Source organism: Clostridium sp. Marseille-Q7071 (genome assembly GCF_965112025.1).
This window is the reverse complement of record NZ_CBCOPR010000001.1, coordinates 2074033-2090876: the sequence shown is the minus strand read 5'-3', so window position 1 is coordinate 2090876 and position 16844 is coordinate 2074033. Positions and strand designations below refer to the sequence as shown.

General features: G+C 29.5%; 11 protein-coding genes and 5 tRNA genes. 1 reads left to right on the top strand and 15 read right to left on the bottom strand.

The window, feature by feature from the left end; genetic code table 11:
- Positions 1-58 precede the first annotated feature (58 nt).
- A complete protein-coding gene (locus tag ACWPW7_RS09775) occupies positions 59-766 on the top strand; it encodes a DUF6873 family GME fold protein (RefSeq protein ID WP_454053359.1) in 708 nt (235 codons plus the stop codon).
- A gap of 246 nt (positions 767-1012) precedes the next feature.
- Here ACWPW7_RS09775 and ACWPW7_RS09770 read toward each other — a convergent pair.
- The 15 genes from ACWPW7_RS09770 to ACWPW7_RS09700 form a co-directional block, all read right to left on the bottom strand.
- Positions 1013-1086: transfer RNA gene (locus ACWPW7_RS09770), tRNA-Cys, on the bottom strand.
- A gap of 4 nt (positions 1087-1090) precedes the next feature.
- Positions 1091-1165 (bottom strand) — tRNA-Gly (locus ACWPW7_RS09765).
- A gap of 7 nt (positions 1166-1172) precedes the next feature.
- A tRNA-Phe gene (locus ACWPW7_RS09760) sits at positions 1173-1248 on the bottom strand.
- Positions 1249-1276: 28 nt separating this feature from the next.
- A tRNA-Asp gene (locus ACWPW7_RS09755) sits at positions 1277-1353 on the bottom strand.
- A gap of 8 nt (positions 1354-1361) precedes the next feature.
- Positions 1362-1437 (bottom strand) — tRNA-Val (locus ACWPW7_RS09750).
- Positions 1438-1865: 428 nt separating this feature from the next.
- Positions 1866-2741 (bottom strand): Hsp33 family molecular chaperone HslO, encoded by an 876-nt coding sequence (gene hslO / locus ACWPW7_RS09745; protein WP_454053358.1) that lies wholly within the window; start codon positions 2739-2741, stop codon positions 1866-1868.
- Between the two features lie 190 nt (positions 2742-2931).
- Positions 2932-3669 carry a class I SAM-dependent DNA methyltransferase gene (locus tag ACWPW7_RS09740; RefSeq protein ID WP_454053357.1) on the bottom strand — a complete coding sequence of 246 codons (738 nt, stop codon included), beginning with the start codon at positions 3667-3669 and terminating at the stop codon, positions 2932-2934.
- Positions 3670-3825: 156 nt separating this feature from the next.
- On the bottom strand, positions 3826-4068 hold the full coding sequence (locus ACWPW7_RS09735) for a small, acid-soluble spore protein, alpha/beta type (RefSeq protein ID WP_291568991.1): 243 nt from the start codon (positions 4066-4068) through the stop codon (positions 3826-3828).
- 367 nt (positions 4069-4435) lie between these two features.
- Positions 4436-6133 carry a peptide ABC transporter substrate-binding protein gene (locus ACWPW7_RS09730; protein WP_454053356.1) on the bottom strand — a complete coding sequence of 566 codons (1698 nt, stop codon included), beginning with the start codon at positions 6131-6133 and terminating at the stop codon, positions 4436-4438.
- An 868-nt stretch (positions 6134-7001) separates the two neighbouring features.
- Positions 7002-8711 (bottom strand): peptide ABC transporter substrate-binding protein, encoded by a 1710-nt coding sequence (locus ACWPW7_RS09725; protein ID WP_454053355.1) that lies wholly within the window; start codon positions 8709-8711, stop codon positions 7002-7004.
- A gap of 556 nt (positions 8712-9267) precedes the next feature.
- Positions 9268-10968 carry a peptide ABC transporter substrate-binding protein gene (locus ACWPW7_RS09720; RefSeq protein ID WP_454053354.1) on the bottom strand — a complete coding sequence of 567 codons (1701 nt, stop codon included), beginning with the start codon at positions 10966-10968 and terminating at the stop codon, positions 9268-9270.
- A 515-nt stretch (positions 10969-11483) separates the two neighbouring features.
- On the bottom strand, positions 11484-13187 hold the full coding sequence (locus ACWPW7_RS09715; protein ID WP_454053353.1) for a peptide ABC transporter substrate-binding protein: 1704 nt from the start codon (positions 13185-13187) through the stop codon (positions 11484-11486).
- An 883-nt stretch (positions 13188-14070) separates the two neighbouring features.
- Positions 14071-14217 carry a hypothetical protein gene (locus tag ACWPW7_RS09710; RefSeq protein ID WP_454053352.1) on the bottom strand — a complete coding sequence of 49 codons (147 nt, stop codon included), beginning with the start codon at positions 14215-14217 and terminating at the stop codon, positions 14071-14073.
- Between the two features lie 628 nt (positions 14218-14845).
- The gene (locus ACWPW7_RS09705; protein WP_454053351.1) at positions 14846-15811 is read right to left on the bottom strand and encodes an ABC transporter ATP-binding protein; all 966 of its coding nucleotides are present in this window, start codon (positions 15809-15811) and stop codon (positions 14846-14848) included.
- Positions 15804-16835, bottom strand: a complete 1032-nt coding sequence (locus ACWPW7_RS09700) for an ABC transporter ATP-binding protein (protein ID WP_454053350.1) — start codon at positions 16833-16835, stop codon at positions 15804-15806. The genes ACWPW7_RS09705 and ACWPW7_RS09700 overlap by 8 nt, the downstream gene beginning before the upstream one ends.
- Positions 16836-16844: the final 9 nt, after the last annotated feature.

The following is a 16844-nucleotide window of genomic DNA, read 5'->3' as shown; positions in this document are numbered from 1 at the left end:
ACAATGGATATGCATTAATAATTTAAACATTTATCGACATTCGAATTGAGGTGATAAAATGAAACTTGCTATAGTAGACTTTAGAATTTCTAATAGTGAAATAAAAGCCTTACAGACTTTAGGTTGTAAAGTTTTAAAATGTCCTCCTAGCACTAAACTATATGATGCTGTATGTGGTCATCCAGATATGCTAATTCATACTATTTCAAAAAGCATGTTAATGACACACCTTAGCATGGACAAAACTTTCATCAATTTATTACAAAATGATTTTAATTTTGATGTTATATTTTCTAAAAGTGAGCTAAATGAAAAATACCCCTATGATATTACTTTAAATGCAGTAAATCTAAAGAAGTATTTTATACATAATATTAAATATACTGATGAATTTTTATTGAAATACATGACAAATAAAACTCTTATTAATGTTAAACAAGGTTACACTAAATGCTCTACTGCAATAGTTAATAATAATGCAATTATTACTAGTGATAAGTCAATTGTAAGAGCTTTAAAAGAAACAGATGTAGATATATTGTTACTTCCTCCTGGGGATATTGAACTCCCTGGATTGAATTACGGTTTTATAGGTGGTAGTTGTGGTCTATTGGATGAAAAAAACTTGGTTTTTTATGGAAGCCTTAAAAATTATAAATATGGTAGTGAAGTATTGGCATTTTTAGATAAGCACAATATAACTCCTATTTATCTTAGTGATAATAACTTAATTGATAGAGGTAGTATTTTCTTTTTAGATATCTAAATTCATTTGTATGTTTTTCTTTTAAAAAGGATTTTACATATAGATATAAAATGAAATATTAAAAGCATATAAAGTTGATAGGAAATATGTACATATTTCCTAAACTTATGGGATTATTATTTATATTAGAAAATATTTATTTTATATATAGTTAAAAAGAGAGATAAAATACACTCTTAACATTAAGGGTAATCAATTTATTTTTATATCAAGCAAAAAAGCATTGCTAAATAGCAATGCTTTTTTTGGAGGCGCCACCCAGATTTGAACTGGGGATAAAGGCTTTGCAGGCCTCTGCCTTACCACTTGGCTATAGCGCCATATTGGAGCGGAAGACGGGATTCGAACCCGCGACGTTCACCTTGGCAAGGTGACGCTCTACCACTGAGCCACTCCCGCACTTGTCTGGTGGCTCGAGCAGGAATCCAACCAGCGACACGAGGATTTTCAGTCCTCTGCTCTACCGACTGAGCTATCAAGCCAAAAATAACTGTCATATTCAAAATTAAATGGCGACCCAGAAGGGACTCGAACCCTCGACCTCCGGCGTGACAGGCCGGCACTCTAACCAACTGAGCCACTGGGCCATATTATATGGTGGTCGCAACAGGGATCGAACCTGTGACCCTCTGCTTGTAAGGCAGATGCTCTCCCAGCTGAGCTATGCGACCACTTCCTCTCGACAACCTGCCGAACACATTTATATTTTATAAGAAATATGCATTATTGTCAATAGATTATTTTGCCATTTAAAGAAATTATTTTTATATTACTCTATTTTTTGAAATATATCTTTTATTTTCTTATATTTTAACAACCTATTAATTTGTTTATTAATTAAGAATGAAAAATGAAAGATTTATAAAGATCTCCTTATACAATTGAGAACTGACAATGAAAAATATATAACAACTTTTCTTCTATGGCAGAATTTTAAATTTGATTTCTTTTTTAAAGTACTGAGTATTTTCTATAATAAAAAGAAAAGAAAAGTTAACTTAAATAACCTTTCCTTTTTTAAAACCCTCAATAGAATTATTAGTGAAGATTTAATTTCAACTATAATTTTTTATTCTTAATTTCAACAGGATTACCTATTTTATAATTCTTTTAATAATTCACCTATTTGCTCTGTCGTAAAGTCATAAGCTTTATTACAAAAATGGCATTTTATTTCTTCTGTTTTTCCTTCTTCATATAAGTTTTGTAATTCTTTTTTACCTATACTAATCAAAACTCTTTCTACTCTCTCTCTTGAGCAATCACATTTAAACTCTATTTTTCCTTCTTCATATATGTTAACATCGATATCTTCAAATATATTTTTTAATATTTCCTCTATTGTCATTCCATCACTTATCATAGTAGTTATTGAAGGAATTTCTTCAAGCCTATAAGTTATTATATCTGCTAAAAACTCAGAAGCTCCTGGCATCATTTGAATTATAAATCCACCAGATGCTTTTATGCTTAAATCTGTATCAACTAATACACCTAATGCCACTGCAGATGGTGTTTGCTCTGAAACAGTAAAATAATAGGCTAAATCATCACCTATTTCACCAGTATATATAGGAACTTGCCCTATATACGGATCTTTAAGCCCCATGTCTCTTATAACCTTTAGATAACCATCTTTCCCTATAGCCCCTCCAACATCTAATTTACCCTTCTGATTTAATGGTAAATCTACATTTGGATTTCCTATGTATCCTTTAACACTTCCATCAGCATGAGCAGTTACTACTATCCCCTCTGCTTCTCCACCTCCATTTATATTAAGAGTTAAGCTATCTCCTTTAGCTTTAAGCATAGCCCCCATTAAACCTCCAGCTGTCAGCATTCTTCCTAAAGCTGCTGATGCAGTAGGCGTACAATTATGAGCCTTTATCCCTTCTTGAACCATATTTGTAGTTATTGCCGCTATTATCCTAACATCACCATTATGTGCTGTTGCTCTTACTAACTTATCCATCTTCTTCCTCCTAGTTTAAATCCATATATTTGTATATCTTCAAAAACCACTAGCCAATACGCTAGTTTATTTTTTTATTATGTTATCTTATTAAAACTCACCCATAGCACTGCTATGAGTGAATTTTATTTCTTAATCTAATATAAAATAGTATTACTATTTTTAACTAACTATTTTATACAACTTAAATTTATTTTCTTAATACATAGGTAATTCTTTCAGTTTTTTCACTTACTGGTATATTATCATAACAATCTAACTTTTTCTCTAATTTAAATCCTAACTTTTTAAAAATATCCTCAATATCTTCTTCACTGTAAGCTCTCTCACAATGTTCTTCATCAAATCGTTTATAAACTTGTCCTTCTCTTACAAAAAAGGTTAAGTACATATTTACTATATCATCCTCTAAGTAATTTTCCCATATATATACAACATCTTCACTATCATAATTAAAAATGTTATTTCCTAATATATTAATAAGTTTATGTCGCGAATTTACATCAAATATAAACAATCCATCTTCTCTTAATAAGCTATAGACACCTTCAAAGTATTTTTTTAAATCTTGTTTTTCTGTAATATAGTTAGTAGAATCTAAAGCACAGGTAATTAAATCAAAATTATTTTTTATGTTCAAATTACATATATTTTGGCAAAAAACCTTTGCTCTTATACCGTTACCACGAAGTTTTTCTTCTGCTATTGTAAGCATTTCTTGTGATAAGTCCACGGCGTAAACATTTTGAAAGCTTTTACCTAATTCTACGGTTAAATTCCCTGTGCCACAGGCTAAATCTAAATAGTTTCTTCTTTCTAAGGAGTATTCCTCACATATTTTTAATATTTTTTCACCCCAATTTTTATAATCCACATCACCATAAATAAGTTCATCATATATACTGGCAAAATTCTTATAACAGTACATTCTTCTTCTCCTTAAAATTATATAAAATTAATAAATTCTTATAATAAATAACAATAATATATTACAGCTTTTCTAAATATTTGTCCAAAGTTTTATAATTAAATATATTAAATGTTAAATCAACAACAGTGCTAAAAATTCATAGTATTTAATTTATTAATATGCATCTTCATTTTTAGGAATATTTAACATCTTCTTTTTCTTAGTCATCAATCCCCCAATTCGTCCTGTTTCCTCTGCGGTAAGACCACTCCATCCTAATTCTTTTACCTTATCTATAAGTCCTAATTCTTCTGCAATTTCATATTTTATCTTTTCTCTCATCTCCTCATAAGGAGTTAATTCTTTATTACTTTTAAGCTTAGCTTTGATAACCTTTTTTAATGGCGTTTTTCCCATGTTTATACCCCTCCTGCTATAGTTATATTCTCTACCAGGAAAGGTTTTTTATACCTAAATATTGCCTAATAAACTTAAATTTTAAAAAATATTTTTTCTAAAAATAATTTTTGTATTTTATTCTTTTAATAATGTTATATTTTATTTAATATTGTAAATTTATTTTTATAAATTGGTAAATAAAACTGTTCCTTTATAAATGTATTAGGCTATACATAGATATCCTGGTTCTGAAATTAATGTTTATGCCAAAATAATTAGCCTTTTAGTATTCTAATTAAAACTATTAAATTCACAGTATATATTTCATAGTTCACAATTCAGGTATAAATAAAAAATAGAGCAAAATTGCTCTATTTTTTATTTTTTATCTGCCTTCAATATAAGTATGTTTTAAATCAACCGTTCCAAAAGTTGGAGATGAGTAATTCTTAACATATTTGCGAACATAAGTATTTTTAAATCTCCATACTCCAGGACTAATTGCTGCATCTTCATAGACTAATATTTTTTCCGCATCAGCAAAGATTTTAGCTCTTTCTTCTGAATCCTGTGTTTCACTAGCTTTCTTTATTAGTTCATCATATTTAGAATTTTTCCATCCAGTTCTGTTCATACCAGAATTTGATGTCCATAAATCAAAGAAAGTGTTAGGATCATTGTAATCTCCAGTCCATGCTTGAGATGCAATTGCGTAGTCTCCTGAATCTGTTCTGCTTTGAAATACTGCCCACTCGCAATAATCTGGTTGAACATTTATACCTAATACTGCTTTAAAGTTTTCTTGTTCAAATTCTGCAAATTCTTTATCTCTAGCACTAGTACCAGATTGAATGAATTGGATAGTATGTTTAGACGGATCTGGATCTAATCCTTCTTCTTTTAATCCCTCTACAAGTAAAGCTTTAGGATCTGGATTATCCTTCTTTAAATCCTCTAATGGTTCAGATTTAACTTTTTCTCTAAATTCTACTTCACCTATTTGTACTGCTGGAGGACACCAAGCCTTTGCTGGTTCTGATAAACCTCTATATAAAGTGTTACTCATACCTTCTCTATCCATAGCTATAGTAAATGCTTTTCTTATTTTAGCGTTTTTAAAATATTTATCATTTTGATTAAAGAACATATAAGTTGCTGAGCCATCATATCCTTTTATAACATCATAGTTTCCAGTCTTATCAAGCTTTTCTATCCATTCTTGTTTAGTAACTGCTGTCATATCTAATGAACCGTTATAAAGTTCATTCATTCTTGAGGCTTCTTCTTTTATAACTTTCATTGTTGCTTTTTCTAATTTTACATTTTCAGCATCCCAATACTCTGGATTTTTAACTAGTTCAATTTTATTATTGTGAACCCATTCTTTTATCATGAATGGTCCATTAAATACCATTGTTTCTGCTTCAGTCCCGTATTTATCGCCGTGTTTTTCAATTATATCCTGTCTTTGAGGTTCCATTACTTTAAAATGTGTTATATCTAAGAAATAAGGACATGGCTTATCTAAAGTAATCTCTAAAGTTTTTTCATCGGTAGCTTTAACCCCAACATCTTCTGCTTTAGCTTTATCTGAATTGTAAGCTTCTGCGTTCTTTATTGGATATAATAAAAATCCATATTGAGAAGCAGTTTTAGGATCTAAAGTTCTCTTTATACCATAAACAAATTGCTCTGCTGTAACTGGTTGGCCATCTGACCACTTCATATCTCTTAGCTTAAAGGTCCAAGTTAAGCCATCATCTGATGTAGTCCAACTTTCAGCTGCTCCTGGCACAATTATATCTTTTCCATTTTTATCAGTTTCGACTCTTGTAAGTGCTTCCATTACATTGGTTAAAACTTGAGAAGAGTATGAATCTGTGCTTTTAGAAGGATCTAGTGATTTTGGTTCAGACTGTAATAGAACATTTAAATATTGATCCTTGTCCATTTTAGCTTCATTTGCGTTCTCATTTCCGCCTTCTGCTGGTTTGTCTTCTGCCTTTTTTCCACATCCTGCTAGTGCTACAGAAGCAGTTAGTGAAACTGTTAATAATGATACTAATAATCTTTTACTCTTCATAGTGAATCCCCCTCTTTTAAATAATAAGTCCTTTTGTATTCTTCTTATTATTACTGTTTATTAATATATATTTTTTCTAAAATATTAATTAAATTAGATAAAAATATTAATTTCTTCTTTATTCGTTTAAATATTTTGTCATAAATTGTTTAAATTTATTGTTATTTGAATGTTTTTGTCTTTTATCTCTCACTTGAAATAAATAATATACTAAAAATTTTATAAAATCAAGATATTTTTTATGCGAAATATTTTTTAAATAAAAAATTTAATTTTATTAATTCTTTTGTTAAACTTATTAATAAAATATTAAGAATTAACTTTTAATACATATTTGAACCCCTTATTATAGCGTGGTTTGCAATATATTATAGCTTCTTAAATTTTTTATTAATTTTTAAATAAATTTTTGTAAACTTTTACTTTGTTTTATATTTTCAAAGATTTATATTGTTTTCTTGAATAAAAACTTATAAATAAAAGATAATTCTATAAATTTATATTTTGCAATAACATGTTAATTTTTTTGCAATTTTACCTCTTACAATTTTCCCTATACTTTTTAACTCCCACAAAGTATCCTATTCAAAATATGTACTAAAAAATTAATTATTGTAAATATTCTTTTCAATAGTTTTCTCGCAATTTCTAATAAATAATTATTATATTTTTTTAAAATCTCTCTTCCCTTTTCTAGAAATGAAATTTGTTATAATATATATTGCTCTCTTATGATTAACAAAATAATTTATACACAATTAAACAATTTAAATAGCTATTAAATAACTATTTAAATTGTTAAATAAAAAAAGACAATTACTCATGACTAATTTTAGTTATGAGTAATTGTCTCTTTTTTAATATTTAATTATTCTCTTCCATCTGTATAAACATACTTGTAATCAGGTACTGCGAATAGTGGATTTGAGTAATTTTTAATAAAATTACGTATATAATAATTTTTATATCTCCATACGCCTGGGCTAAATACTCCCTCTTCATAAACTAATAGTTTTTCCGCATCAGCAAATAATTTACTCTTTTCATCTGGATCTTGAGTTTCAGAAGCTTTCTTTATTAGTTTATCATATTCTTCATTTTTCCACCCAGTATTAGTTACACCTGCATCTGATTTCCACATATCAAAGAACGTACTAGGATCATTATAATCTCCAGACCAATTTTTGCCCGCAACTTCATAATCCCCTTCTAGTGTTCTAGTTTGGAATACTGCCCATTCACAATAATCCGGTTCAATGTTTACACCTAATACTCTCTTATAGTTTTCTTGTTCAAATTCAGCAAACTCTTTAGCACCCGCATCTGTTCCAGATTGAATTATCTTTATTGTATGCTTAGATGGATCTGGATCTAATCCTAATTCTTTTAATCCCTCTATAAACAACGCCTTAGGGTCTGGATTATCTTTTTTCAAGTCCTCTACTGGTGTATACTTAGCTCTTTCTCTGTAGTCTACTTCACCTACTTTTACTTCAGGAGGACACCATGCTGTTGCTGGTTCTCCTAAATCTTTATATAGTGTTTTAACCATTCCCTCTCTATCCATTGCTGTTATAAAGGCTTTTCTTATTTTAGCATTTTTAAAATATTTGGTATTCTGATTAAAGTACACATATGTTGCTCCACCATCATAGCCTCTTTCAACATTAAAATTACCTGTTTTATCAAGCTTATCTATCCACTCTGGTTTACTAACCATTCCTATATCTAAAGAACCATTGTAAATCTCATTCATTCTTGAATTAGGCTCTTTTATAATTTTCATTGTAACTTTTTCTAATTTTACCTTTTCAGCATCCCAATATTCCGGGTTTTTAACTAGTTCAACCTTATTATTATGCACCCATTCTTTTATCATAAATGGACCTGAGAATACCATTGTTTCTGCTTCACTTCCATATTTATCACCATGTTTTTCAATTATATCCTGTCTTTGTGGTTCCATTACTCTAAAATATGTTAAATCTAAGAAATAAGAACATGGTCTCTCTAAAGTAAACTCTATAGTTTTCTCATCAATAGCCTTAACCCCAAGCTCTTCTACATTAAATTTACCATCTTTATCTTTATTATAAGCTTCTGCATTTTTTATTGGATTTAATAAAAATGCATATTGAGAAGCAGTTTTAGGGTCTAATGTTCTTCTTATACCATAAACAAATTGTTCCGCTGTAACTGGTTGACCATCGCTCCATTTCATATCTCTTAAATGAAATTTCCAAGTCAATCCATCCTCAGATGACTCCCACTTTTCAGCTGCTCCTGGATTAATAACTCTTTTACCATTTTCGTCAGTTTCAACTCTTGTAAGAGATTCCATAACATTGGTTAAAACCTCTGAAGTATAGCCATCTGCACTTTTAGATGGATCTAATGACTTTGGTTCAGATCTTAATACTACATTTAAATACTGATCCTTATCCATTTTAATTTCACTAGCATTCTCATTTCCACCTTCTGCAGGTTTTTCATCTGCTTTCTTTCCACACCCTGCTAATGCCATAGAAGCAGTAAGTGAAACTGTTAATAACGATACTAATAATCTTTTACTTTTCACAATTAATCCCCCTCTTTTATAAAACAATCTTAATAATCTTTTAATACTTTTTTAAAAAATATTACGAAAGTTTAACATTTTACTAGATGTATAACCATTAAATATTTTAGTATTTCAATAGCTTGTTTGACATACATATACATTAAACCAAATTTTTTAACAAATCAAGAAGTTTTTTCTGAATAAAGATTTAATAATTTATACATTATTTATTTTTCTGAAAAATTTTTCTTATGTTCTTCAATTCTTTTTACAAATTTCTTCTCATTTAATTGAAATATTCATTCCATATATGGCATTTTATTCTTTTTATTATAATTATTTTAAATTTTTTTTAAATTTATTTTAAAAATTCAAAACTCTCTTTTTCTCATAATTATGAAATTTTTAACCTTTTCTTCATATTATATTAATAGTTTATTAATAATTTTAATTAATATTATTTTCTTTATATTAAATCATCAAATTTATCTTTATTACTAATATTTAAAAATTCACAAAAGCAAAAGTGATGCAATTTTTATTGCATCACTCATTTCTCTATATTTTATATAATTTATTCTCTTCCTTCTGTATAAGCATTTTTCAATTCCATTGCTCCAAAGGCTGGTCTTGAATAACCTTTAACGTATTTACGAACATAAGTGTTTATATATCTATATATACCTGGGCTAAATACTGCATCTTCATAAATTAATATTTTTTCAGCTTCTTTAAATAATTGAGCTTTTTCTTCTGGATCAGCAGAACCATTAGCTTTTTTAACTAACTCATCATACTTCTCACTTTTCCATCCTACATTGTTCATGCCTGCATTTGATAACCAAATATCAAAGAAAGTACTAGGGTCATTATAATCACCAACCCAAGTTTGACCTGCCATTTCATAATCACCTTCATCTGTTCTACTTTGGAACACTGCCCATTCACAATAATCCGGTTCAATATTTACACCTAGCACTTCCTTATAGTTTTGCTGTTCAAATTCAGCAAACTCTTTATCTGTAGCACTAGTACCTGATTGAATGGTCTTTATTGTGTGTTTAGATGGATCTGGATCTAATCCTAACTCTTTTAGTCCTTCTATAAATAGAGCTTTAGGATCCGGATTATCCTTTTTCAAATCCTCTATCGGTAAATAATTAGCTCTTTCTCTATAATCTTCTCCTGCTATTTTTACTGTTGGAGAACAAAAAGCCGTTGCTGGCTCTCCTATGCCTTTATATAGTGACTTAACAGTTCCTTCTCTATCCCTTGCCAGTATAAATGCTTTTCTTATTTTAGCATTTTTAAAGTATTTTGTATTTTGATTAAAGAACGTATATGTTGTTCCACCTTCATAGTATCTTCTAACATCAAACTTACCTGTTTTATCAAACTTCTCTATCCACTCTGGCTTATTAACACCTACCAAATCTAATGATCCATTATAAAGTTCATTCATTCTTGAGTTAGGTTCTTTTATAATTTTCATTGTTGCTTTTTCTAATTTTACATTTTCAGCATCCCAATACTCTAAGTTTTTAACTAGTTCAACTTTATTATTATGAACCCATTCTTTTATCGTAAATGGACCACAAAACACCATTGTATCTGCTTCAGTTCCATATTTATCGCCATGTTTTTCAATTATATCCTTTCTTTGTGGTTCCATTACTTTAAAATAGGTTAAATCTAAGAAATAAGTACACGGCTTTTCTAATGTAAATTCTAAAGTTTTTTCATCAACTGCTTTAACTCCAACATCTTCAACTTTAGCTTTGCCTCCATTATAAGCCTCTGCATTTTTTATTGGAAATAGTAAGAATGCATATTGTGAAGCAGTTTTAGGATCTAAAGTTCTAGTTATACCATAAACAAATTGTTCTGCTGTAACTGCTTGTCCATCTGACCATTTCATATCTCTTAAATTAAATGTCCAAGTTAAGCCATCTTCAGATGACTCCCATTTTTCAGCTGCCCCTGGTACAATAGTTCCCTTGCCACTTTCATCACCTTGAAGCCTTGTAAGACTTTCCATAACGTTAGTTAAAACGTCTGAAGAATTCGCATCTGTACTTTTTGAAGGATCTAGCGTTCTAGGTTCAGACTGCAATAGTACATTTAAATATTGTTCCTTATCCATTTTAATTTCGCTAGTATTCTCATTACCACCTTTAGCTGGTTTTTCATCTGTTTTCTTTCCGCATCCAGCTAATGCCATGGAAGCAGTTAAAGAAATAGTCAATAATGCAACTAATAATCTTTTACTTTTCACAATTAGTTCCCCCTCTTTTATTACCCAATAATTTTATTTATTGTGTTTAAATTATCTTTACTCCCACATGGAAATTACTAACCATGAAGGTTATATAAAACTAATTTATATCTTTTTATATATTAATAATACTTTCTCTATTTTAAATTTCTTAAAAGAACTGAATATCACGCAAAGAAAATATTATTTTAAACATATTTCATATTTCTCATTTTTCACAATTTTTAAACTATTAACTGTATTAATATAATTAGTTTAAATAGATATTTATGAGTTCATTTTATATTTATGATTATATATAATGACATTTTAGAAATCAATAGATATTTCCTCATTTATAGCTATTTTAATAATATTTAAAACTTTATACATACTTTAATAACAGTTTGTTAATTTACTTTTTAATATATATACATATTTCATATTTAGTTAAAACATTACAATAGTTAAAAGTCTGATAATAAAAAAAGTGATGCAATAAAAATTGCATCACTCATTTTCACCTTTTTTATAAATTACTCTCTTCCATCAGTATAAGTGTTTTTCAAATCAATTGATCCAAAAGCTGCCCTTGAATAGTTTTTAACATAGTTACGAAGATAAGTATTATAATATCTATATATACCTGGGTTAACTACCGCCTCTTCATAAATTAATATCCTTTCAGCCTCTTTAAATAATTTGGTTTTCTCTTCTGGATCAGCAGTACCATTAGCTTTCTTAACTATCTCATCATATTTTTCGCTTGACCATCCAGTATTATTTATACCTGCATTTGATAACCAAATATCAAAAAAAGTACTAGGATCATTGTAATCTCCAACCCAAGTTTGACCTGCCGCTTCATAATCTCCCTCATCTGTTCTACTTTGGAATACTGCCCATTCACAGTAGTCTGGCTCAATGTTTACGCCTAATACATTCTTATAATTTTGTTGTTCAAATTCAGCAAACTCTTTAGATGTAGCATCTGTCCCAGATTGAATCAACTTTATTGTATGCTTAGATGGATCTGGATCTAGTCCCAACTCTTTTAATCCTTCTATAAATAGTGCCTTAGGATCTGGATTATCTTTTTTCAAATCCTCCACTGGCGAATAATTAGCTCTTTCTCTATAATCTACTCCATCTATTTTTACTGCTGGAGTACAAAAAGCTAATGCCGGTTCTCCTATACCTTTATATAATGTTTTAACAGTTCCCTCTCTATCTCTTGCTACTGTAAAGGCTTTTCTTATTTTAGCATTTTTAAAATATTTTGTATTTTGATTATAGAACACATATGTTGTTCCACCTTCAAAGTATTTTTTAACATTAAAATTGCCTGTTTTGTCAAGCTTTTCTATCCACTCTGGTTTATTAACCTCTCCTAAATCTAATGAACCATTATAAAGTTCATTCATTCTTGAATTAGGTTCTTTTATAATCTTCATTGTTACTTTTTCTAATTTTACATTTTCAACATCCCAATATTCTGGATTTTTAACCAGTTCAACTTTATTATTATGCACCCATTCTTTTATCATAAACGGTCCAGAGAATACCATTGTGTTTGCCTCTGTACCATATTTATCACCATGCTTTTCAATTACATCCTGTCTTTGTGGTTCCATTACCTTAAAATATGTTAAATCTAAGAAATAAGAGCAAGGTCTCTCTAAAGTAAATTCTAAAGTTTTCTCATCAACAGCCTTAACTCCAACATCTTCCGCTTTAGATTTCTCTCCATTATAAGCTTCTGCATTTTTTATTGGATATAATAAGAATGCATATTGAGAAGCTGTCTTAGGATCTAAGGTTCTTTTCATACCATAAACAAATTGCTCTGCTGTAACTGGTTGACCATCTGACCATTTCATATCTCTTAACTTAAACGTCCAAGTCAATCCATCATCAGATTGTTTCCAGCTTTCAGCTGCTCCTGGTACAATCTTTCCTTGACCATTTTCATCAGCTTGAAGTCTTGTAAGTGATTCCATAACATTAGTTAAAACCTCTGAAGAATATCCATCTGTACTTTTTGAAGGATCTAGCGATCTAGGTTCAGCTCGTAATAATACATTTAAATATTGATCCTTATCCATTTTAGCTTCTTCTTTGTTTCCCTCAGCTGGTTTATTATCATCTGTAGTTGCCTCATCCTTCTTACAGCCTACTAGTGCCATTGAAGCAGTCAATGAAACTGTTAATAATGCTGCTAACAATCTTTTACTTTTCACAAATAATCCCCCTTTTTTAGTGACTTAGCAAAGTATACTTCGCTATGTTTAAACTCATTACTACTATGTTTTACTACTTTTAATTTACAACATTAAATGTATTTCATTTGTCGTAAATTTTACTATCAAATGCCAATATTCTATACATATACAATAATCTAACATATTCACAAAATCAAGTTACCTTTTTATGAACTTTGAAATATTTTTATCACATTTACTTTAATTTTTTAAATTTGATTAGTGTTTTACCCTTTATTATTCTGTTTTTTTACATAAAATGTATTATTTTTGACATACTATTAAATAATTTATTCAATTGTATATTTATCAACTTTTGTGGAAATATCATGATTTTATAACATTATATATATATTATTGAAAGTTTAGATCTATTACATTTTTTTAAATTTACACTGAAATATTAATAAATCATTAAAACTTTAAATAGTTTTAAATAGTTATCAATTTTTCGTCGTAAGGAATATACTAAAACTTACTTTCCTATAATAACGAAACCAAGAAAATAACACCTTCTACTTTGTTATTCCCATCATATACTTACAAATACAGCTTCTTTAATTATCCTTATTCGATTTCTATAGTCTTTTAGATACGTATCTAGTCGTATGAACTTTTCTTATCCTATCATCCTTCAAGCATGTTAAACGTATAAAAAACTAGCAAATCGCTTGCTAGTTTTACTTGAAAATTAATTTTAATTATACATATTTAATTTGAGCTTTATTTTAAGATAATGTTAATATCATCATAGGAATTAAGAATATCATTTAAATTTTCCATCCCTATGATTATGTAATCTTGTAAAAGATAATTGAATTTACAATTGAGCATATTCGATATATTTATATCTTACCTATAATTAATACTCTTTAACGATTTCTGCTAAACGTCTTCTAATATTTTTTGCTTCTAAATCTTTTCCATTTACTATTTTAGAATTTAAATTCCAGTCACAATCATCTTTATTTTCTAATAATACACTTCTTAACTTACTGTGTAGAGTCATCTACTTCTTTTCTTGTTATAATCAATTTTAAGACGCTTATGCTGTCAGTAAAGAGATACCCATATATGATCACTATAATCTTCTAATCGCTTATTTGTCATTCTCTAATCATACTAAATTCAATGATACTATATATTCTATCTACAGCACATTCTACACAAACCTTCTCTTTGAAGATACCTTCTTTCTCTACTTTTTCACCACGGTTATGAGGTTATGTTTGTATATAAGGTCCTTACTTTTCTTATGATTACCTTTAAAACTAATTAGAAAAAATACGAATCGATATTAACATCAATCGCTTTAATACCGTAACCCATAATCATACATTTAACATATTCTAACCATTTATTCATAAACTTCTTACGTTATTTTTACAAAAATGAAATTTATTCTTTATTTATCTTCATAAGCTGCTTAAAAATGCAACATAATTTTTACTTGGTTACACACGCATTTTCATGCCATCATTATTCTCACGCTTCAAATTCAGTATTTCTACTATCACTAATACTTTACTATAAGGCTTTGATAATTACTTTGACTAAACTTCTATCAATCAGTATAGCATAACTTTATTAAATACATCACATAAAAAAAGACAGGAGATCCCTGTCTTTCATATTTATTATAATAAGTGGCATGCAACAAAATGCTTTGGCTCAATTTCCTTAAACTCTGGTAGTTTTTCGCTGCAAATTGGTTTAGCATATCTGCATCTTGCTGCAAATCTACAACCTGGTTTTGGGTTAATTGGACTAGGAACTTCACCTTCAAGCTGAATTCTCTTTTTACCTCTTTCCACTTCAGGATCTGGAATTGGAATAGCTGATAATAATGCTTGAGTATATGGATGTAATGGCTTTTCATATAAATCATGGCTTGACGCAAGCTCAACCATTGTACCAAGATACATAACTCCAACTCTATCTGAAATATGCTTAACCATTGAAAGGTCATGAGCTATAAAGAGATAAGTTAATCCTAATTCATTTTGTAGTTTTATTAATAAGTTAACAACCTGTGCTTGAATTGACACGTCAAGAGCTGATATAGGCTCGTCACATACTATAAAGTCTGGCTCTATAGCAAGCGCTCTAGCAATACCTATTCTTTGTCTTTGTCCACCTGAAAACTCATGTGGGAATCTTGAAGCGTGTTCTTTATTTAAGCCAACTAATTGTAATAAATTAAATATTCTATCTGTTCTTTCTTGTCCACTATATAACCCATGGATATCTATACCTTCTCCAACTATATCCCCAACAGTCATTCTTGGGTTTAAAGAAGCATAAGGATCTTGAAATATTATTTGTGCTCTTCTAGCAAAATCTTTTTTTTGCTTTTTATCTAATTTTCCTACATCTTGACCATCAAATGATATTGTTCCTTCTGTAGCATCATATAATCCCATAACAGTTCTTCCACAAGTTGTTTTTCCGCAACCAGACTCTCCAACTAAACCTAAAGTTTCCCCTTTGAAGATATCAAAGCTAACATTGTCAACAGCCTTTAAAGTAGCAGCTTTTCCAACTTGGAAATATTTTTTTAAGTTTTTAACTTCTATTAAGACTTCATTTTTTTCATTAGCCATTATTCTTCACTCCTCTCAAAACTTCAGGAACTTCTACTTTGGGAGCCATTGGATGTTTTAACCAACATGATACTTCATGAGAATCAGTAACAGTTGTAACTTCTGGCACTTCCTCTTTACAAATTTGCATACAATATTCGCATCTTGCAGCAAAAGGACATCCAACTGGTGGCTTGATCAAATCTGGTGGTGTTCCTTGTAATGAATACAATTTTCCTTTATTCTTAGTATCTAATCTAGGAACTGATTGTAATAGAGCCCAAGTATACGGATGTTGAGGGTTATAGAATATTTCATCAACTGTTCCTCTTTCGATTATTTGTCCCGCATACATAACTTGAATTCTGTCTGCAACATCAGCAACAACGCCAAGGTCGTGTGTTACAAGAATAACCGCTGTTCCAAGCTTTTCTTGAAGATCTCCTATAAGTTCCATAATTTGTGATTGTATTGTAACATCAAGAGCTGTTGTTGGCTCATCCGCTATAAGTATTTTGGGATTACAAGCAAGTGCTATAGCTATCATAGCTCTTTGTCTCATACCACCTGAAAATTCGTGTGGATATTGATGTGCTCTTTTATCAGCATTAGGTATATTAACTAATTCAAGCATTTTTATAGCTTCTTTTAGAGCTTCATCTTTACTCATTCCTCTGTGTATAATTAAACTTTCAGCAATTTGTTTACCAATAGTCATAGTTGGATTTAAAGAAGTCATAGGGTCTTGGAATATCATAGATATATCAGAACCTCTAAGTTCCCTTAACTCTTTGCCATCCATTGCTAAAATGTCTTTTCCTTCAAATGTAATTTTTGATTCTTTTTTTATTTCTGCAGGCATTGGTTCAGGAAGCAATCTCATTAATGCCTTAGCTGTAACTGTTTTTCCGCATCCAGATTCTCCAACTACTGCCAATGTCTCACCTTTATTTAAATGAAAACTTATTCCTCTTACTGCTTGAACTTCTCCAGCATAAGTATGGAATGAAACTTTTAAATCTTTAACATCTAATATTTTTTCCATCGATTTCCC